Source organism: Pseudomonas sp. GW821-FHT05D12 (assembly GCF_059419825.1).
The window spans coordinates 47347-65900 of the sequence record NZ_JBWKSN010000014.1 but is presented as its reverse complement, the minus strand read 5'-3'; the positions used below and the strand labels follow the sequence as shown (position 1 = coordinate 65900).

The following is an 18554-nucleotide window of genomic DNA, read 5'->3' as shown; positions in this document are numbered from 1 at the left end:
GATGCTCAGGCGACAGGCTTTGGCGGTTGGCAGCGTGCTGCTCAGTGCTCTCACGCTGGGTGGCTGGACGCTGTTCAAGCAGAAAGACAAGGGCCCGCTGCTGCTGTCGGCGCGCGATGATGCGGACGGCAACCACTATGCCGTGGGCTATCGGCTGGATGGCAAGCCGGTATTTGCCACCCGGGTCGGCCAGCGCTGCCACGACATCATCAACCACCCGACACTGCCGATTGCACTGTTTGTCGCCCGTCGCCCGGGCACCGAGAGCTACCTGATCGACCTGCGTGATGGCACGCTGCTGCAGACCATCACCTCGCATGCCAATCGCCACTTCTATGGCCACGCGGTGATTCACAAGAGCGGCGACTGGCTGTATGCCACCGAGAACGACACCTCCGACCCGGGCCGTGGCCTGCTCGGGGTGTACGCGTTCGAAGGTGAGCGGCTGGTGCACAGCGGCGAAATCTCGACGCACGGTATCGGCCCGCATCAGGTGTCGTGGATGCCCGACGGCGAGACCCTGGTGGTGGCCAACGGCGGCATTCGTACCGAAGCCGAAAGCCGTGTGGAGATGAACCTCAATGCGATGGAGCCAAGCCTGGTGCTGATGCACCGCGATGGCAGCCTGATCAGCAAGGAAACCCTCGGCCAACAGATGAACAGCGTGCGCCATATGGGGATCGCCAGCGATGGCACGATCCTCACCGGCCAGCAGTTCATGGGCGCGTCCCAGGAGCGTTCCGAGCTGCTGGCGATCAAGCGGCCAGGGCAGCCGTTCGTGGCGTTCCCGGTGGCCGATGAGCAGTTGCAGGCGATGGGGCATTACACCGCCAGTGTCGCGGTGCACAGCGAATTGCGCCTGGTGGCATTGACCGCACCACGGGGCAACCGCTTCTTCATCTGGGACATGGACAGCGCGGAGCTGCGCCTGGATGGGCCGTTGCCCGACTGCGCCGGGGTCGGCGCGGTGGCGGATGGGTTTGTCGTCACCTCAGGCCAGGGCCGTTGCCGTTTCTACGATTGCCGGCAGAAACAGCTGGTTGCCAAACCGCTGGAATTGCCGGCGGGGCTTTGGGATAACCATCTGCACCTGATTTGAAGCAAAAAAAAGGGCCTCGCATCGCAAGGCCCTGTTTCGGGGGTTTGAATCGTTTCAACTCTGCGGCCTCATCCCTTGAGACATCCCAAACATGAACAACAGCAACTCATGATCAGGCTTGACCGCCACACTCGCCTTGGCGACGCGCGGCAACAGGCATTGCCCACCACCTTGCACCGCGCTGAGTACTTGTGTGCGAGGCTGTTCCCACGCTGCCAGGGCCAGGGCTGCAACGCCCATCGCCCCAACCAGGAACAGACCTCGTGCTATTTCTAGCTTCATCTGGTTAAACCCTTGATAGCGCTGCCAAACGCCGTCTCATAAAAGTAGCTGAGTTTTTCCCAGTCTGTACTGTTCCACGACGAATGGCGGCGCAGTTGCAGCATGTCATGGGAAGCCGCGCGATAAGCGGTCAGGCGCTGGCGGCATTTCTCGAAATCCAGCAGTGCCACTTCCACATTGGCCGAGTCGCCTTCACCCGTCACGCGTACGAAAATGTGCTTGATGTACAGGCAACCATGCTGCCAGCGCCCTTTGTGCATACGCGCCAGGGTGCCAGCCAATTCCTTGAGCAGGCGCTCGTGGACCAACTCGCCATACTGTTCGCGACCACCGGCGGCGTACCAGTTTTCAATCTCGTCGAAGCCCTCCAGGGCGGCCGTGACCAGCAATGCCTTCCAACGGTGCTCGGGGTCGCGACGTGCTTCGCAAAAGACCATTTCCGGCACGCGTACATCCAGCAGGCGCAGGCCCTTGAGTGCATCCCGCTCGCGAAGCACGGTGGGGCGTCCGAAGGGGTGCAGCCAGCTGCGGTAGATGTGTCCGGTCTGGCGCTTGCTGTAGAGCAAACGGCCATTGGCACTCGTTACTCGCTGCACACCACTTTCACCACCACGCCGACGATTGGGTTCCTCGACCCACTCGCCCTGCTGGCGCCAGAAATAATCGAAGCGTTCTTCGGGCGCTACATGACTGCCTGCTACGCACTCAACTGCCATCCTGTTACCTCTTGCGCAATACATACACTCGCCACATGGCGTAGAGCGGTATGAAGTCCAGGGATTCCTGAACACGAAAACCGGCCTGCTCAAACTCTGCTTCAACAGTAGCAGCCGGTAACACAAATCTGTTTTGGTAACCTTCCTGCTCACCTTTTTCGCGACGCTGTCCTTCGAGACGCTTGCGTTTCCACGCTTTGAAATTGCCATCGACCCACAGCGAAATAATCACGCTGTCGCGGGTAACGCGTTGAAACTCCCGCAGTATCGCCAGCCGATGCGCGGGATCACCAATGTGGTGCAGCAGGCGCATACAGAAAATGCTGTCGACCGAATTGTCCGGCAAATCAATGTCAAAAGCAGACGTCTGCAAGGGCCGTACCCGTTTCACCACATCCGCCGGCTGGGCGACCGTCGCCACCTTCAACATCGAGGCCGAATTGTCGGCACCGATGATCACGCGGTTGGGTTTTTCAGCCAGCAGCGGCCAGAAACGTCCGGCACCGCACGGCAGGTCCAGCACCAGGCCAGGCTCACCGGCCATCGCCAGCGCGCCACGGGCCAATTGCTCGTCGCGTTTGTGGGACAACCGGCGAGCCAAATTGTCCTGATGCTTGAGCAAATATTCGTGGGCGTGCTGATCGTCGTACTTTTCGGAAAATTCGAGTTTGATCGGGGTAGACATCAACGGATCTCCAGTTGCTGATGCCTACAACCTTATGCAGCGAGCTGTGATCACCAGGTCAACCCGTTGTGAAAAACTTGTCCTGTCCAATCTCATACATTTCAAGACTTTACAGACACAAGCAATAGCATGGGGCCACCTTCGCCGAAGTACGGGGTACTTCGGCAGGATAGCGGCAGGGGATGGGATCAGGGTTTGACCTGACTCAATTCGACATGAAAGCGGCAGCCATTCGGCTCCATGGTGCTCAGGCTGACGCTCCAGCCCTGGTTCTCGCAGATGCGCTGGACCAGCGACAGACCCAGGCCCAGGCCATCGCCGCGCTTTTCGTTGCCGCGCACAAAAGGCTCGAACATGGCTTCGCGTTTGTCTTCAGGGATGCCCACGCCGGTGTCCTCGACCACGAAGCCACTCGGCTCCAGGGTCAGGCGGATGAACCCCAGCTCGGTGTAGTGCAAGGCATTGCGCAGCAGGTTGCCCATCACCGCATGCAGAAAGGTGGCGTTGTAGCGCGTGTCCAGCGGGTTGCCGCGCTGATAGATCAACTCCAGGCCCTTGCGCTCGATGGGTTCGCGCCAGATACCGAGCAAGTCGTCGGCGACCTGCTCCAGGCTGACCTGCGGCGACATGGTGCCATCGTCATGCTCGGCGCGGGCCAGCATCAGGAAGGTCTGCACCAGTTCGCGCATTTCCTCACAAGCCCGGGCGATGCGCTCAACCTGATTGCGCCCGCGCTGATCGATGGCCGGGTTCTCCAGCAACAATTCGCAAGAGCTGGCCAGCACCATCAAGGGCGTGCGCAATTCGTGACTGACATCGCTGGTAAACAACTGCTCGCGGGACAACGCCTGGCGCAGACGCCCGAGGGTGGCATCGAAGGCCACGGCCAACTCACCGACTTCATCGGCCGCGTAGTCCGGCGCCAGCGGCGGCGCGAGACCGAGTAACTGATCGCGATGTCGCACCTGGCGGGCCAGGCGCACCACCGGCGCCATCACCTTGCGGGCCAGCACCCAGCCGAGGAATACCGCCAGCGCCAGGCTGAGCACGAAGCCCACCAGCACCACCGCAAACAATACGCGCTCACGCTCTTCGAAATCGCTCTGATCCTGCAGCAACACATAGCGCCGGCCATCGACCACTTCGACCATGGCGTGGTACGACAGCGCCTCACGAAACACCTCGTGAAAGCCCGGTTCCAGATGCCGCAGGTCCTTGGGCAATTCGAAATCGCCCGGCCCGCCGCTGAAGTAAAACAGCTGGTCCGGTTCGGGTCGGTGCCGCCAATCTTCGACAGTGTCCATCAGCAACAGGCGTTGCAAGTCACCGCCGAGGCCTGCCGAAATCAACTTCTCTTCTACCAGGTGCACCGTCGCGACGATGCCCATGGCGAAGGCTCCCGCCACCAACGCGCTCATCAAGGCAAAGGCGATGATGATCCGTTGCGCAAGGCTTTGCTTAAACTCCATCTCGGCCCTCGGCCAGGCGATAGCCCACACCATGCACCGTCTGCAGCAACGGCTTGGCGAACGGCTTATCGATCACTTGGCGCAACTGGTGCACGTGGCTGCGCAGGCTGTCGCTGTCCGGGCAGTCATCGCCCCACAGCGCCTCTTCGAGGATTTCCCGGCGCAGTACATGCGGGCTCTTCTGCATCAGCACCGCGAGCAGTTTCAGGCCCACCGGGTTGAGCTTGAGCAAGCGCCCTTCGCGGGTCACCTCGAGGGTGTCGAGGTCGTAGCTCAGGTCACCCACTTGCAGGGCACGGCGACCGCCACCCTGGGCACGGCGCAGCACGGCTTCGATGCGCGCGGCCAATTCCGACAGGGCAAACGGCTTGAGCAGGTAGTCATCGGCGCCGGACTTGAAGCCCTGCAGCCGGTCATCCAACTGATCGCGGGCAGTGAGCATGATCACCGGCGTGTCGCGACGCGCGTCTTCGCGCAGGCGTTTGCACAAGGTGTAGCCATCAATGCCGGGCAGCATGATGTCGAGCACGATCAAGTCGTAATGTTCGGTGGCGGCCAGGTGCAGGCCCGACAGACCGTCCTGCGCGCAGTCGACGGTATAGCCTTTCAGCCCCAGGTAATCCGCCAGGTTGGCCAGAATATCGCGGTTGTCTTCAACCAATAAAATTCGCATGGGCAGTGTCTCCGTACGCGGTAACGGCCGTGTTGGCTCGCGCAGCTTAAGGCCAAGTGTGGCTCAGGGATAGAGCTGAAAGGCCCGTCGATAAAGGTTTTCAACTGATTGATAGGCTGAACGAGTTTTTCACTATAGCTTCACAAACTGACTACAGTGTCAGGGCGAAGATCGCCCCCCATTGATATAAGGAACATAGACATGGGTTTTGTCAAAACAGCGCCAATGCGCTATTTGCTGTTGATAACCGGTGCCTGGTTAGTGGTATTCCTGCTCACGCGCAGCGTGCTGCTCATCGCTCACCTGGATGAAGTCGGCGGCAATCTGCTGCCGGTGTTTGGCGTGGGCCTTCTCTACGACCTGGGGTTCCTGGCCTATGCGGCACTGCCGTTGGGGCTGTATCTGCTGCTGTGCCCACCGGCCCTGTGGCGCCGCCGCGGCCACCGCTGGTTCCTGCAGGCGGTGCTCACCGTCAGCCTGTTTGCCATGCTGTTCACGTCGGCGGCCGAGTGGCTGTTCTGGGATGAGTTCGGCGTACGCTTCAACTTCATTGCCGTCGATTACCTGGTGTATTCCGATGAGGTGTTGAACAACCTGTTGGAGTCCTATCCGATCGGCAAACTGCTGAGCCTGCTGGCGATGCTTGCGATTGTCTTCAGTGTGGTGTTGCGCAAGCCGTTCAATGCCGCAATGAACGCGCCGCTGCCTGCGCTGCGTAGCCGTGTGGTGAATGCCTTGGCGCTGCTGGTTGTCGCCGGCCTCAGCCTGCAACTGATCAGCCAGGACAGCCCACGCACCCAGGGCGGCAACGCGTACAACAACGAGCTGGCGAGCAATGGCCCGTACCAGTTTTTCGCCGCCTTCCGCAACAACGAGCTGGACTATTCACAGTTCTACCAAAGCCTGCCCACCGAGGTGGTCGCCAAACAGTTGCGCGCGGAACTGAGTGAGCCCAACGCGCGCTTCATCGACCAGGACCCGCTGGATATCCGGCGCGCGATCACCAACCCTGGAACACCGCGCAAACCCAACATCGTGCTGGTGACCATCGAAAGCTTCAGCGCCAAATACATGGGCAGCAATGGCGATGGGCGCAACCTCACGCCCAACCTCGATGCGTTGCGTAAACAGAGCCTGTACTTCAGTAACTTCTATGCCACCGGCACCCGTACCGACCGTGGCCTGGAGGCGATCACCCTGGCGATTCCCCCCACGCCGGGCCGCTCGATCGTCAAGCGCATTGGCCGCGAAAGCGGCTTTGCCAGCCTCGGACAACAACTCAGTGTGATTGGCTACGACAGTGTGTTTGTCTACGGCGGGCGGGGTTACTTCGACAACATGAACGCGTTTTTCAGCGGCAACGGTTATCGGGTGGTCGACCAGAGCAGCGTGCCCGAAGCGGAAATTTCGTTTAAAAATGCCTGGGGCATGGCCGACGAAGATCTTTATCGCCAAACCCTGAAACTGGCCGATGCCGATTACGCCAAGCAGCAACCGTTTTTGCTGCAACTGATGACCACCTCAAACCATCGCCCCTACACCTACCCGGATGGGCGCATCGATATCAAATCCGGCAATGGTCGTGACGGCGCGGTGAAGTACACCGACCATGCCATCGGCGAATTCCTCGAGGCGGCCCGGCAGAAGCCCTGGTTCGATAACACGATCTTTGTGTTCGTCGCCGACCACACGGCCGGCAGCGCCGGCAAGGAAGACCTGCCGATCAGCAACTACCAGATTCCGCTGTTTATCTATGCACCGAAGCTGATCGACGCCCGCGAAACCGCACAACTGGCCAGCCAGATCGACTTGGCGCCGACGCTGCTGGGGCTGATCAACCTCAGCTACGAATCAACCTTCTTTGGCCGCAACCTGTTGCAGGACAATCCACTGCCACCGCGCGTGGTGGTCGGCAACTACCAGCACCTGGGGCTGTTTGATGGCCAGGACCTGGCGATTCTCAGCCCACGCCTGGGTTTGCGTCGTCACTATCAAGCCTTGGCGGCGAGCCAGGAAGTCCGGGTCGGCAGTGATGATCCATTGATCCAACGGGCGATCACCTACTATCAGGCCGCCAGTTATGGGTTCAAGCAACAATTGCTGAGCTGGAAGCCGCCGAAGCCAGCGGCGCCACAGTTGAGCGAACGCTGACCCCGCAGAACCGAGCTGGCCTGCGATTACAGTGTGACTGGCACACCTCTTGTCGCGGTCAAGCCCTCTGTCACCAGCAAGCATGGATCCAGACACCCCAGCCCCCATAAAAAAGCCCCGCCTGCATCACTGCAGGCGGGGCTTTTTCAGTACGGGGGTAAGGCTGGCTTACATCATGCCGCCCATGCCACCCATGCCGCCCATGTCTGGCATACCGCCGCCAGCCGAGCCTTCAGCCTTCGGCTTGTCAGCAATCGCAACTTCGGTGGTCAGCAGCAGACCAGCGATCGAAGCGGCTGCCTGCAACGCGGAACGGGTCACTTTGGTTGGGTCCAGGATGCCCATTTCAACCATGTCGCCGTATTCGCTGGTTGCAGCGTTGTAACCGTAGTTACCTTTGCCGTTCTTCACTTCGTTGACCACAACACTTGGCTCGTCGCCGCTGTTGGAAGCGATCTGACGCAGTGGGGATTCAACGGCGCGACGCAGAACAGCGATACCGACGTTCTGGTCAGCATTGTCGCCTTTGAGGTCAACCAGCGCTTCCAGAGCACGGATCAGCGCAACGCCACCGCCAGGTACCACGCCTTCTTCGACGGCTGCGCGGGTTGCGTGCAGGGCGTCTTCAACGCGGGCTTTCTTCTCTTTCATTTCAACTTCGGAACCAGCGCCAACCTTGATCACTGCAACGCCGCCGGACAGCTTGGCCAGACGCTCTTGCAGTTTTTCGCGGTCGTAGTCCGAGGAAGTTTCGGCAACCTGGGCGCGGATCTGGTTGATACGCGACTGGATGTCGCCGTCAACGCCAGCACCGTCAACGATGATGGTGTTTTCCTTGGAGATGGTCACGCGCTTGGCGCTACCCAGGTTTTCCAGGGTGGCGCTTTCCAGGCTCAGGCCGATCTCTTCGGAGATAACGGTACCGCCGGTCAATACGGCGATGTCCTGCAGCATGGCCTTGCGACGGTCGCCGAAGCCTGGAGCCTTGACGGCTGCGACTTTAACGATGCCACGCATGTTGTTCACAACCAGCGTTGCCAGGGCTTCGCCTTCAACGTCTTCGGAAACGATCAGCAGTGGGCGGCCGGCTTTGGCAACGGCTTCCAGTACTGGCAGCATTTCGCGGATGTTGGAGATCTTTTTGTCGACCAGCAGGATCAGCGGGCTTTCCAGCTCGGCAACCATGGTTTCTGGCTTGTTGACGAAGTACGGGGACAGGTAGCCACGGTCGAACTGCATGCCTTCTACAACCGACAGTTCGTTTTCCAGGCCAGTGCCTTCTTCAACGGTGATCACGCCTTCTTTACCGACTTTTTCCATGGCTTCGGCAATGATGTCGCCGATGGAGCTGTCGGAGTTGGCGGAGATGGTGCCTACCTGAGCGATAGCCTTGGTGTCAGCGCATGGCTTGGACAGGTTTTTCAGCTCGGCAACAACGGCGATGGTGGCCTTGTCGATACCGCGCTTGAGGTCCATCGGGTTCATGCCGGCAGCGACGGCTTTCAGGCCTTCGTTGACGATCGACTGAGCCAGGACGGTAGCGGTGGTGGTGCCGTCGCCTGCGTCATCGTTGGCACGGGAGGCAACGTCTTTGACCAGCTGCGCGCCCATGTTTTCGAAACGGTCTTCGAGTTCGATTTCTTTAGCGACGGAAACGCCGTCCTTGGTGATGGTCGGAGCGCCGAAGCTCTTCTCGATGATCACGTTACGGCCTTTCGGGCCCAAGGTCGCTTTTACTGCGTCAGCCAGGATGTTGACACCGGTGAGCATTTTCTTACGGGCGGAATCGCCGAATTTAACTTCTTTAGCAGCCATGATCGATATTCCTTAAATACTTTGTAGTAACGGGAAAATGAGCGGGAAAATCAGTCTTCCAGAACAGCGAGAATCTCGTTCTCAGCCATCACCAGCAGGTCTTCGCCGTCGACTTTCACAGTGTTGCTGCCGGAGTAAGGACCAAATACAACCTTGTCACCGACTTTAACGGCCAGCGCACGTACATCACCGTTTTCCAGAGTCTTGCCTGGGCCTGCAGCGACGATCACACCGTGGTTGGCTTTTTCAGCAGCCGAACCTGGCAGAACGATACCGCCAGCGGTTTTCTTTTCTTCTTCGCTGCGACGGATAACGACGCGGTCGTGCAGAGGACGAAGCTTGCTCATTGTCGATCTCTCCTAATTGTGTTTTTCATCGGCCGGTATCGGTACCGGCGGGTTGTATTCCGGCTGTGCCGGTCGCGCCTCGCCAAGCAAGACGCGGAAGTCTGTCTGGTGTCGCCACCAGAAACCTTGCGGTGACCGTTACATAAGGGCGCATAAGCTTATTACAAGGGGCCGGGCAGGAAATTTTTTTGCATCTGCCCGCCTATAAATGCAACACGGCACCCGAAGGTGCCGTGGCAATGAAGCGGTTATTTACTGTCGCGGTGCTCGAACTCGCCTTCGATCACATCACCTTCGCGACCCAGGGGTTGGCGCGGAGCCGGGCCACCACGAGGTTGCAGGTCATCGGCGAATGCGCGCTGGCGAATCGCAGCTTCTTCGGCACGCTGGCGCATCTTGCCGGCCAGCAGCTTGCGGGTGACCGGCAGCAACATGACCAGGCCGACCACGTCGCTGATAAAGCCCGGCAGGATCAACAGGCCGCCCGCCAAAGCCATCATCAGGCCTTCGAGCATGGTCTGGGCCGGCAACTCGCCGCGGTTCAGGCTTTCACGCGCACGCAGTGCCGTGGCCAGGCCGGCGACACGCAGCACCAGAACGCCGAGCATCGAGCCGAGAATGATCAGCAGCAGCGCCGGGAAAAAGCCGATTGCACTGCTGACTTGTACGAATACGAACAGCTCCAACACCGGGAACAGCAGAAAGAGCAACAAAAAAGGGCGCATCAAATGGTTCCTCAACGCAAGAATGCCTTGCCAGTCCACCTTAGATGACGTCGCCATTTCGTGAATTCAAGCGTCAGCGCTGGCTTTTTTCGGCCAGACTTCGGCATGGGCCAATGAAACTAGGGCTTCGCGTACTTGTGTCGGCGTGTTGCAAGACGTTGCGAAAGGCAACCAGTGCAGCGATTGGCCAATACGCAGGTGCATGCCTTCGCTGTCGATACCGGCCAATTGCGCAGGTTCGAAGGTGGGCAAGCCGGTCAGGGCGACGTAGTGGGCGATGGCCTTGGTGTGATCGCTGTTCATGTGCTCGATCATGCTGCGCTCGGCCTTGCCCGCGAACGGATTGGCCAGGGTCAGCTGGTCGACCCAATGAATCGCGCCAAAGCCACCTATATAACGGTGACGCACCGGCTTGAGCACCCAGAAGTCGAAATCGTGGGCCTTGTGATAGTTGGCCGAATCGGGGAAGTAGCGGTAATAACGCTCGGCGGCCGCCTCGATGGCAGCGCCGTCTTCGAGTTTCTCGGCTTCGGCCAGGTAAGTCAGGCGCCCCACTGCCTGCACATCGTCCGCTTCGCGCTCGCCGACCAGCAGCGAGCACTTGGGGTCTTTTTGCAGGTTGTGGGTGTGCTGGGCGATGCGGCTGATCAGGATCAGCGGGCGGCCCTGCTCGTCCAGGCAATAGGGCACGACCGAACCAAAGGGAAAGCCGGGCATGGCCTTGGACAATGTGGAGAGAGCCCCACGGTATTCCTTGAGCAACAGCTCTCGGGCGTTCTTGGCAACGTGCGTGCTCAACGTATGACTCCTCGGGTATGCGGCCGCCCATAGCATATGGGAATGGATCTCAACACAAGGTAATCAATATCAGCAAAGGTTGCCAAGCGGGTTTTACGCGGCCGGATTACCAGGCCACGCCGAAGCCTGCGGTGTAGCGGGTCTTGCTCAGGCTGCTTTCCGAGTCGCCGCTGATAATGTCGCGCTCGGCCTTGAGGTTGAGCGAGGCCCACTCGGTGACCTTGTAGCGCAGGCCTATTTCCGAATCCAGGGAATAGGCGGCCGGCCCGGACAGCGGCTTGCCGACCTCGCCGCTGGTGAAGAACTCGACCGTCTTGCCTACCAGGTAGCGGTTGTAGTTCCACTTCATGGCCAGGGAATAGAAGTTGTCCTTGCCGCCATCGGCGTATTCATAGTCGGTGCGGTTGACCAGCGAACCGAGGGAGAACGCGCCCAATTCGTCGTCCCAGAACTGATAGCCCGGGCCGGTACCGACAGTGCGTTGACGAGACAGGTCTTCAACCTTGTCGCGCTTGTAGGTCAGGCGGCCCTGCCAGAACCAGTGCTCGGTGATGAACCGGTCGAGGTCGTATTCCAGCGCCCAGTTGTCGGTGGTGGTCACGTCGTCCTGGAACTCGCGGTTGTATTCGCCCTGCCCGGTATGGCGCCACTGGCCATGCCGTGCGGTGGTCTTGAAGTCGACGTCGTAGTCGTTGGTGTCCTTGTCGGCACGCTTGTAGTCAAGCGCCAGGTCGACATTGCCCTTCCACACCAGGTCTTCGATCACAGGCTTGGGCTTGATGATCTGCTGGATGCTCGCCAACTCGACGGTCTTGGGCGCTTCGCCATTGGCCAGGACCACCTTGCCATCGTCCGCCGCTTTCAGCGACTTGGCCTTCTCGCCGGTGTAGGCATCCTGCTTGACCAGCAGCTCCTGATCGCTTTCCAGGGTTTTCACCTGTTTCCAGTCGACCGGAATGGCGCCTGCGTAATCGGTCTGGATCAGCAATTTGCCACCGTCGAAGACCTTGATCTTGCCGGTCAGGCGGTCACCGTTCTTCAACCAGACGGTATCGGCCAACAAGGGCGAGGAGGCGCTGAAAACAGCGAGGCACAGCAGGGTTCTGGACAACATAAGCAAGTAAGAGGCTCAAGGTTGGCGAAAAGGGGCACTTATCGTGTTAGATAGCTAGGACTGACTCAAGGATTCAGGTTGAGTTCCATGCTCATCGCCATGTTCTCAGACGTTTCTTACAGATAGACCGCCATTCCCTACGGATAGACCCCAGTGAATCCAACCGCCGAAACGCCGCAAAGCCCCGCCGAAATGCGCCGCACCGCGCTGTACCTGACATTGGCGCAGGTCCCGCCAGGTTGCGTGGTGAGTTACGGCGAGTTGGCGCACTTGGCCGGCTTGGGGCGCGCGGCGCGCTGGGTGGGGCGCACCCTGAGCCAGCTGCCCGAGGACACCAAACTGCCCTGGCATCGTGTGCTGGGTGCCGGTGGTCGGATAAGTCTGCCCGTGGGCAGTGCCTCGGGCGACGAACAACGCGCGCGTTTGCGCGATGAAGGCATCACAGTCCGCAACAATCGCGTGGATATTCAGCGCCATGGCTGGCGCCCGGTAGAGCACAGCGGTTAGAGTGCGCGCTTTGTTTCCGTGAATCTGAGGCAGACTCCAGCCCATGCCCCGTAAAACCTGGCGCGCCGCGCTCGCCGCCTATGCCAGCCCCTCGACGTTAGTCCTGTTGTTGCTCGGCTTTGCCGCCGGCTTGCCTTACATGTTGGTGTTCTCGACGCTTTCGGTGTGGTTGCGTGAGGCCGGTGTGGCCCGCGAGACCATCGGCTATGCGAGCCTGATCGGCCTGGCATACGCCTTCAAATGGGTGTGGTCGCCGCTGCTCGACCAATGGCGCCTGCCGCTGCTCGGTAAACTCGGACGTCGTCGTTCCTGGCTGGTGCTGGCCCAGTCGCTGGTGATTCTCGGATTGATCGGCATGGGGTTCTGCGACCCTCAGAAACACCTGTCCTGGCTGATCGCCATTGCGGTAATCGTGGCCTTTGCCTCGGCGACGCAAGACATCGCAGTCGACGCCTACCGCCTGGAAATCGCCGACGACAGCCGCCAGGCCGCCCTCGCTGCCAGCTATATGTCCGGCTACCGGATCGCCGCCCTGCTGGCCACGGCCGGCGCGCTGTTTTTTGCCGAAGGCTTCGGTTCCACCGGTTTCAACTATAAGCACTCGGCATGGACCGGCACCTATGTGCTGTTCGGCGTGCTGATGATCCCGGCGCTGCTGACCACCCTGTTCATGCGCGAACCCAATGTGCCATTGCGCACCCAATTGCAGGCCGGGCGCTACAGCTTCGTGCATCAACTGGTGTCGGTGTTCGTACTGATCGTGCTGCTGGTGTCGGTGCCCGCGATGTTTACCCAGCTGTACAACACCGACTTTGCCAGCGTGCTGTTCCACGGCATGAGCCTGTGGGAGCTGCTGATGGAAGACCGCGCCTTCCTGCGCGCCATCCTCTATATCACCCTTACCGCCCTGTGCCTCTCGGCCATGGGTCGGCGTGGCCTGGCGCCGGTGCTGACGCCGGTCAACGACTTTATCCTGCGTTACCGCTGGCAGGCCTTGCTGCTGCTGGGGCTGATTGCCACCTACCGGATGTCAGACACGGTGATGGGCGTGATGGCCAACGTGTTCTACATCGACCAGGGCTTCACCAAGGACCAGATCGCCGGGGTCAGCAAGATCTTCGGCCTGATCATGACCCTGCTCGGCGCCGGCATGGGCGGCCTGCTGATTGTGCGCTTCGGCATCCTGCCGATCCTGTTCATCGGCGGCGTGGCGTCGGCCGGCACCAACCTGTTGTTCGTCGCACTCGCGGACATGGGCCCGGACCTGCAGATGTTGATTTTTACCATCTCCCTGGACAACTTCAGTTCAGGGCTGGCGACGTCGGCCTTCGTCGCGTACCTGTCGAGCCTGACCAACCTGAAGTTCTCCGCCACGCAGTACGCGCTGCTCAGCTCGATCATGCTGTTGCTGCCGCGCCTGATCGGTGGGTACTCGGGGGTGATGGTGGAGAAGTTCGGGTATCACAATTTCTTCTTGATCACCTGCCTGCTCGGTGTGCCGACGCTGTTCCTGATTGCGCTGCACTGGTTTCAGGAGAATCGGCGGATTCGGTTGAATCCTCCGGCCGAGGACTGACACGACCGGTCACTGCAGGGGCTGGCTTGCCTGCGATGCGCACACCTTGGTCTACAGTGACAACGAGGCGATGCCAGCGCAGGCAAGCCAGCGCCTGCACAAAGGCTTTAACAGAAGCCTCACCACGACCTGATGCCTGTACTCCAGCAGCAAGCGCCCGTACAATCCCAAGTCATTTCAAGTCCAAGCAACCGACAACGGCCTACCATGCGTACCAGTCAATATTTGCTCGCCACACAGAAAGAAACGCCTTCCGACGCGGTCGTGATCAGCCATCAGCTGATGCTGCGCGCCGGCATGATCCGCAAACTGGCCTCTGGCCTGTACACCTGGCTGCCCATGGGCTTGAAGGTGATGCGCAAGGTCGAAGCCATCGTTCGTGAAGAAATGAACGCCGCCGGCTCTCTGGAAGTGTTGATGCCGAGCACCCAACCGGCTGAGTTGTGGCAGGAATCCGGGCGCTGGGAAGAGTACGGCCCTGAGTTGCTGCGCTTCAAGGACCGGCATGGCCGCGACTTCTGCGCCGGCCCGACCCACGAAGAAGTGATCACCGACCTGATGCGCAACGAGCTGAGCAGCTACAAGCAGCTGCCGCTGAACCTGTATCAGATCCAGACCAAATTCCGTGACGAAATCCGCCCACGCTTCGGTTTGATGCGCGGCCGCGAATTCATCATGAAGGACGCCTATTCGTTCCACGCAGACCAGGCGTCCCTGCAGGTCACCTACGACCGCATGCACCAGGCCTACTGCAACGTGTTCACGCGCCTGGGCCTGAAGTTCCGCCCGGTTGAAGCGGACAACGGCTCCATCGGCGGCGCCGGCTCCCACGAATTCCACGTGCTGGCCGAGTCGGGCGAAGACGATATCGTCTTCAGCAATGGCTCCGACTACGCGGCGAACATCGAGAAAGCCGAAGCCGTGCCACGCGAAACTTCGCGCCCTGCACCGGCGCAAGAGCTGCGCTTGGTCGACACGCCTGACACCAAGACCATCGCGGCGCTGGTGGAAAAATTCAATCTGCCGATTGAAAAGACCATCAAGACCCTGATCGTGCGTGCCGAGGAAGAAGGCAAGCTGATCGCCCTGGTGATCCGTGGCGACCACGAACTCAACGAAATCAAGGCAGCCCAGCAACCTGGCGTAGCCAGCCCGCTGGTCATGGCCACCGATGCCGAACTGCGCGACGCAATTGGCGCCGGCGCCGGCTCCCTGGGCCCGCTGAACCTGCCGTTGCCGATCATCATCGACCGCTCGGTCGAGCTGATGAGCGACTTCGGTATCGGCGCGAACATCGACGACAAGCACTACTTCGGCGTGAACTGGGAGCGTGACCTGCCGGTTCCGACCGTGGCCGACCTGCGTAACGTGGTCGCCGGTGACCCAAGCCCGGACGGCAAGGGCACCCTGGAAATCAAGCGCGGCATCGAAGTCGGGCACATCTTCCAGCTGGGCAACAAGTACAGCAAGGCGATGAAGTGCGAAGTGCTGGGCGAGAACGGCAAGCCGATCACCCTGGACATGGGCTGCTACGGCATTGGCGTATCGCGCGTGGTTGCCGCTGCCATCGAGCAGAACAACGACGAGAAAGGCATCATCTGGAGCGACGCCCTGGCGCCTTTCCAGATCGCCCTGGTACCGCTGCGCTACGAAACCGAGCAGGTACGCGAGGCTACCGACAAACTGTATGCCGAACTGACCGCCGCCGGTTTCGAAGTGCTGCTGGATGACCGCGACAAGAAAACCAGCCCGGGCATCAAGTTCGCCGACATGGAACTGATTGGCATCCCACACCGGATCGTGGTCAGTGACCGCGGCCTGGCCGATGGCAATCTGGAATACAAAAGCCGGACCGAAGCCGAAGCCCAACCGTTGCCGGTGGCTGACGTGCTGTCTTTCCTCCAGGCGCGTATTCGTCGCTGAAAACCAGATCAAGAGAAGTCATGTTCAAGCGAAACACCAGAGCCCTGGGGGGCGCCGCCTTGTGCGGCGCCCTGCTGGTCAGCGGCTGCGCCAACCAGATGTCGCAACGCAGTGAGCACGAGGAGCGGGTCGAGCGTAAATTGCTCGACCATAGCCTGCAGATCGATGTCGGCGAACCCAGAGTGCTGGAGCTGCCGCAACGCCGGGTCCGCATTCACGAGCAGAAGACCTTCGAGGTCACCGAGTTCGAAGTCACCCGTCGTTACGACCGCTACACCCCCTACCAGGCCTGGCGCAAACTCTACGAGATGCCCCTGGGCGCGGTTGCCCTGGTCGCCGGCGCGGGCGCCAACGTGGTGAATATCTTCGCCCTCGGCAACCTGCCGACCAGCATGACCCACGACTGGCTGACCTACGGCGTGGACGGCCTCAACCCGTTCATGAACGTGCAATCCCATGGCCGTGCGCAACAGAACCTTGCAGGCATCGATGAAGTCCAGCGCGACAAGCGCGTGGAGTATTCGAGCCTGCCCTGGAGCGAACGCCCGGTACAAGTGACTGCCGGCAAGCAGATCCATGAGCTGACCACCGACCGTAACGGCGTGCTGCGCCTGAACCTGTTGGACAGCCCGTTTGCCGAGCAGGACCTGAACCGTGTCACGACCTTGAAGATCAGCGTGGAAGATGGCCAGGACGACGTGCATTCCGACTCGACCCTGGCGATCAGCAACACCCTGCGCGGCAAGTTGCTCGAAGCCCACGGCCTGATCTACGACGACCTGGAAGATGACGAAGTGAGCCAGTGGGTGCACCGCGTCAAACGCCTGTCGGAGCTGGGCCTGGAAGAAGAAGCCAGCGAACTGGAACAAAGCCTGATCGAACTGACACGCAATGATCCGGAGTTGCAGCAGGAGTTTCTGCAGGCGCTGACCAAGGATGCGGGGCGACTCGTCGCAGATCCGGGCGCACGCTGAACACCGTTCTGCAGGAGAACGGCTTGCCGGTCTCCTGCAGGATTAACGGGTAAACAGTTCGAGCTGTTCGTTGCCGCCGCTCAGGTCCAGCAACCGCACGCCAATCCCCAGCAACCGCACCGGCTTTGCACCGCGATTGAACGCCTGGGTCAACAGCTGTTGATAACTTTCCAGGTCCCGCCCTGCCCCGGCCTGCTCCAGGGTCGTCTGGGTAAAGTCATGAAACTTCACCTTCACAAATGGCTTGCCCGCCCGGTAGCTGCTGTCGATGCGCGCCATACGCCCGGTCAGGGTATCCATCAGTTCGGGCAATTTTGCCAGGCAGCTTGAAAGGTCCGGTAGATCCACGTCGTAGGTGTTTTCGACACTGATCGATTGCCGTCGGCTGTCATTCTGCACCGCGCGATCATCAATCCCACGGGCCAGGCTCCACAGTCGCTCGCCAAAACTGCCGAATTCGCGTACCAACGCCAGCTTGTTCCAGTCACGCAACTGCAGGCAGTCTTCGATACCCAGGCGCGCCAGCTTGTCGGCGGTGACCTTGCCCACGCCATGCAGCTTGCTCACCGGCAATTGCGAGACAAAATCTTCGACCTGGTCCGGGGTAATCACAAACAGGCCGTTGGGCTTTTTCCAATCGCTGGCAATCTTCGCCAGGAACTTGTTCGGTGCCACGCCGGCAGACACGGTGATGTGCAATTGGTTGGACACCCGCCGACGAATATCCTGGGCGATACGCGTGGCGCTGCCGCCGAAGTGAGGGCATTCGGAAACATCCAGGTAGGCCTCGTCCAGCGACAACGGCTCGATCAGGTCGGTGTAGTCGCGAAAGATCGTCTGGATTTCCTTCGAGGCTTCTTTATAGGCCTCCATGCGCGGCTTGACGATGGTCAGGTCCGGGCAGAGCTTCAAGGCATGGCGGGACGACATGGCCGAGCGCACGCCGTAGGCCCGTGCCTCGTAGTTGCAGGTAGCGATCACCCCACGCCGGTCTGCCGAGCCGCCGACGGCCAGGGGCTTTTGCGCCAGGCTCGGGTCATCGCGCATCTCGATGGCGGCGTAGAAGCAATCACAGTCGACGTGGATGATTTTGCGTTGCGTCATATAAACAGAGGGTTGATTCAACGGATGGCCAGTATCGCACTCACCCCTGTATATAGCACCAGTAGTTTGAATCTTCCGCTTAAGCGGTAGGAAATTTCCCAGATGAATTTATTTTCTCAATCGAATTTCGCCTGCCGATAGAGCTGAAACCCTCGGCCAGACTGGCCCGGAGCGACCCTGCCGGCCTGAATGGAGAGCTAACCGATTGAACCACAAGCGCTTTTCTTCGATTCACAGGTTGACACACTGGCGTTCCTCTGTAGAATGCCGACACACAGACGCGGGATGGAGCAGTCTGGTAGCTCGTCGGGCTCATAACCCGAAGGTCGTCGGTTCAAATCCGGCTCCCGCAACCAAACATCAAGAAAGGCTACTCGAAAGAGTGGCCTTTTTTGTGCGCGTCAGTTTTTCATGCCTGCGATCAAATGCGCTTCACCACGAACGGCTTGGCAGTCCGACGCAGGTCAAGCCTGCTCGCCATAAAATTCGTTTTCTATCGCGAACTTAGGTGGCTTGAGCGGCTGATTCACACTTATTTGACCCGTCGACCCATTAACGGTTGACACCTCGCCGTTGGGCTGTAGAATGCCGCCCAC

General features: G+C 60.1%; 17 protein-coding genes and 1 tRNA gene. 7 read left to right on the top strand and 11 right to left on the bottom strand.

Annotation, left to right across the window (positions count from 1 at the left end):
* The first annotated feature begins 1 nt into the window (after nucleotide 1).
* Nucleotides 2-1099: a DUF1513 domain-containing protein gene (locus AC07SI_RS24250; protein ID WP_495006682.1), complete on the top strand. Its 1098-nt coding sequence runs from the start codon at nucleotides 2-4 to the stop codon at nucleotides 1097-1099.
* Nucleotides 1100-1153: 54 nt separating this feature from the next.
* On the opposite strand, the gene AC07SI_RS24245 is transcribed toward AC07SI_RS24250, so the two are convergent.
* The 5 genes from AC07SI_RS24245 to colR form a co-directional block, all read right to left on the bottom strand.
* Nucleotides 1154-1381, bottom strand: coding sequence for a hypothetical protein (locus AC07SI_RS24245; RefSeq protein WP_065908738.1), 228 nt, complete (start codon nucleotides 1379-1381; stop codon nucleotides 1154-1156).
* A complete protein-coding gene (locus AC07SI_RS24240; RefSeq protein ID WP_106802715.1) occupies nucleotides 1378-2097 on the bottom strand; it encodes a lipopolysaccharide kinase InaA family protein in 720 nt (239 codons plus the stop codon). Before AC07SI_RS24240 ends, AC07SI_RS24245 begins: the two co-directional genes overlap by 4 nt.
* Nucleotides 2098-2101: 4 nt before the next feature.
* Nucleotides 2102-2782: a class I SAM-dependent methyltransferase gene (locus AC07SI_RS24235; protein WP_065908735.1), complete on the bottom strand. Its 681-nt coding sequence runs from the start codon at nucleotides 2780-2782 to the stop codon at nucleotides 2102-2104.
* Nucleotides 2783-2970: 188 nt separating this feature from the next.
* Nucleotides 2971-4251, bottom strand: a complete 1281-nt coding sequence (locus AC07SI_RS24230) for a sensor histidine kinase (protein WP_495006649.1) — start codon at nucleotides 4249-4251, stop codon at nucleotides 2971-2973.
* Nucleotides 4241-4924 (bottom strand): two-component system response regulator ColR, encoded by a 684-nt coding sequence (gene colR, locus AC07SI_RS24225; protein WP_003175870.1) that lies wholly within the window; start codon nucleotides 4922-4924, stop codon nucleotides 4241-4243. Before colR ends, AC07SI_RS24230 begins: the two co-directional genes overlap by 11 nt.
* Before the next feature lie 201 nt (nucleotides 4925-5125).
* On the opposite strand from colR, the gene AC07SI_RS24220 reads away from it, so the two are divergent.
* Nucleotides 5126-7075, top strand: a complete 1950-nt coding sequence (locus AC07SI_RS24220; RefSeq protein WP_495006648.1) for an LTA synthase family protein — start codon at nucleotides 5126-5128, stop codon at nucleotides 7073-7075.
* Nucleotides 7076-7243: 168 nt separating this feature from the next.
* Here the strand turns inward: AC07SI_RS24220 and groL are convergent, their stop codons facing one another.
* The 5 genes from groL to AC07SI_RS24195 all read right to left on the bottom strand — a co-directional run bounded on the left by groL (nucleotide 7244) and on the right by AC07SI_RS24195 (nucleotide 11874).
* Nucleotides 7244-8890, bottom strand: coding sequence for a chaperonin GroEL (gene groL / locus AC07SI_RS24215; protein WP_034109202.1), 1647 nt, complete (start codon nucleotides 8888-8890; stop codon nucleotides 7244-7246).
* Nucleotides 8891-8940: 50 nt separating this feature from the next.
* Nucleotides 8941-9237, bottom strand: coding sequence for a co-chaperone GroES (locus AC07SI_RS24210; RefSeq protein WP_003175874.1), 297 nt, complete (start codon nucleotides 9235-9237; stop codon nucleotides 8941-8943).
* A 248-nt stretch (nucleotides 9238-9485) separates the two neighbouring features.
* Nucleotides 9486-9962, bottom strand: coding sequence for an FxsA family protein (locus AC07SI_RS24205; RefSeq protein WP_016971150.1), 477 nt, complete (start codon nucleotides 9960-9962; stop codon nucleotides 9486-9488).
* A 66-nt stretch (nucleotides 9963-10028) separates the two neighbouring features.
* The gene (locus AC07SI_RS24200; protein ID WP_065908730.1) at nucleotides 10029-10760 is read right to left on the bottom strand and encodes a HugZ family pyridoxamine 5'-phosphate oxidase; all 732 of its coding nucleotides are present in this window, start codon (nucleotides 10758-10760) and stop codon (nucleotides 10029-10031) included.
* Nucleotides 10761-10866: 106 nt separating this feature from the next.
* Entirely contained in the window at nucleotides 10867-11874 is a 1008-nt protein-coding gene (locus tag AC07SI_RS24195) for a DUF481 domain-containing protein (RefSeq protein WP_065908728.1), read from the bottom strand.
* Nucleotides 11875-12066: 192 nt separating this feature from the next.
* Here AC07SI_RS24195 and AC07SI_RS24190 point away from each other — a divergent pair, with 192 nt between their 5' ends.
* The 4 genes from AC07SI_RS24190 to AC07SI_RS24175 all read left to right on the top strand — a co-directional run bounded on the left by AC07SI_RS24190 (nucleotide 12067) and on the right by AC07SI_RS24175 (nucleotide 16854).
* Nucleotides 12067-12381 (top strand): MGMT family protein, encoded by a 315-nt coding sequence (locus tag AC07SI_RS24190; protein WP_207200899.1) that lies wholly within the window; start codon nucleotides 12067-12069, stop codon nucleotides 12379-12381.
* 43 nt (nucleotides 12382-12424) lie between these two features.
* Nucleotides 12425-13957: an AmpG family muropeptide MFS transporter gene (locus tag AC07SI_RS24185; RefSeq protein WP_065908726.1), complete on the top strand. Its 1533-nt coding sequence runs from the start codon at nucleotides 12425-12427 to the stop codon at nucleotides 13955-13957.
* Between the two features lie 207 nt (nucleotides 13958-14164).
* Nucleotides 14165-15880 carry a proline--tRNA ligase gene (locus AC07SI_RS24180; protein ID WP_106802712.1) on the top strand — a complete coding sequence of 572 codons (1716 nt, stop codon included), beginning with the start codon at nucleotides 14165-14167 and terminating at the stop codon, nucleotides 15878-15880.
* A 20-nt stretch (nucleotides 15881-15900) separates the two neighbouring features.
* Nucleotides 15901-16854: a hypothetical protein gene (locus AC07SI_RS24175; protein WP_495006647.1), complete on the top strand. Its 954-nt coding sequence runs from the start codon at nucleotides 15901-15903 to the stop codon at nucleotides 16852-16854.
* Between the two features lie 42 nt (nucleotides 16855-16896).
* Here AC07SI_RS24175 and dinB read toward each other — a convergent pair whose 3' ends face one another.
* On the bottom strand, nucleotides 16897-17958 hold the full coding sequence (dinB, locus tag AC07SI_RS24170; protein WP_495006646.1) for a DNA polymerase IV: 1062 nt from the start codon (nucleotides 17956-17958) through the stop codon (nucleotides 16897-16899).
* A gap of 279 nt (nucleotides 17959-18237) precedes the next feature.
* Between dinB and AC07SI_RS24165 the strand changes: the two genes are divergently transcribed.
* Nucleotides 18238-18314, top strand: a tRNA-Met gene (locus AC07SI_RS24165).
* Nucleotides 18315-18554: the final 240 nt, after the last annotated feature.

Bases quoted from the DNA above. Each gene is read 5' to 3' on its own strand.
- AC07SI_RS24175 (WP_495006647.1), top strand. From the start codon at position 15,901: ATGTTCAAGCGAAACACCAGAGCCCTGGGGGGCGCCGCCTTGTGCGGC.
- AC07SI_RS24190 (WP_207200899.1), top strand. From the start codon at position 12,067: ATGCGCCGCACCGCGCTGTACCTGACATTGGCGCAGGTCCCGCCAGGT.
- AC07SI_RS24205 (WP_016971150.1), bottom strand. From the start codon at position 9,962: ATGCGCCCTTTTTTGTTGCTCTTTCTGCTGTTCCCGGTGTTGGAGCTG.
- AC07SI_RS24185 (WP_065908726.1), top strand. From the start codon at position 12,425: ATGCCCCGTAAAACCTGGCGCGCCGCGCTCGCCGCCTATGCCAGCCCC.
- AC07SI_RS24230 (WP_495006649.1), bottom strand. From the start codon at position 4,251: ATGGAGTTTAAGCAAAGCCTTGCGCAACGGATCATCATCGCCTTTGCC.
- AC07SI_RS24240 (WP_106802715.1), bottom strand. From the start codon at position 2,097: ATGGCAGTTGAGTGCGTAGCAGGCAGTCATGTAGCGCCCGAAGAACGC.
- colR (WP_003175870.1), bottom strand. From the start codon at position 4,924: ATGCGAATTTTATTGGTTGAAGACAACCGCGATATTCTGGCCAACCTG.
- AC07SI_RS24250 (WP_495006682.1), top strand. From the start codon at position 2: ATGCTCAGGCGACAGGCTTTGGCGGTTGGCAGCGTGCTGCTCAGTGCT.
- AC07SI_RS24220 (WP_495006648.1), top strand. From the start codon at position 5,126: ATGGGTTTTGTCAAAACAGCGCCAATGCGCTATTTGCTGTTGATAACC.
- AC07SI_RS24180 (WP_106802712.1), top strand. From the start codon at position 14,165: ATGCGTACCAGTCAATATTTGCTCGCCACACAGAAAGAAACGCCTTCC.
- AC07SI_RS24245 (WP_065908738.1), bottom strand. From the start codon at position 1,381: ATGAAGCTAGAAATAGCACGAGGTCTGTTCCTGGTTGGGGCGATGGGC.
- dinB (WP_495006646.1), bottom strand. From the start codon at position 17,958: ATGACGCAACGCAAAATCATCCACGTCGACTGTGATTGCTTCTACGCC.
- groL (WP_034109202.1), bottom strand. From the start codon at position 8,890: ATGGCTGCTAAAGAAGTTAAATTCGGCGATTCCGCCCGTAAGAAAATG.
- AC07SI_RS24210 (WP_003175874.1), bottom strand. From the start codon at position 9,237: ATGAGCAAGCTTCGTCCTCTGCACGACCGCGTCGTTATCCGTCGCAGC.
- AC07SI_RS24235 (WP_065908735.1), bottom strand. From the start codon at position 2,782: ATGTCTACCCCGATCAAACTCGAATTTTCCGAAAAGTACGACGATCAG.
- AC07SI_RS24195 (WP_065908728.1), bottom strand. From the start codon at position 11,874: ATGTTGTCCAGAACCCTGCTGTGCCTCGCTGTTTTCAGCGCCTCCTCG.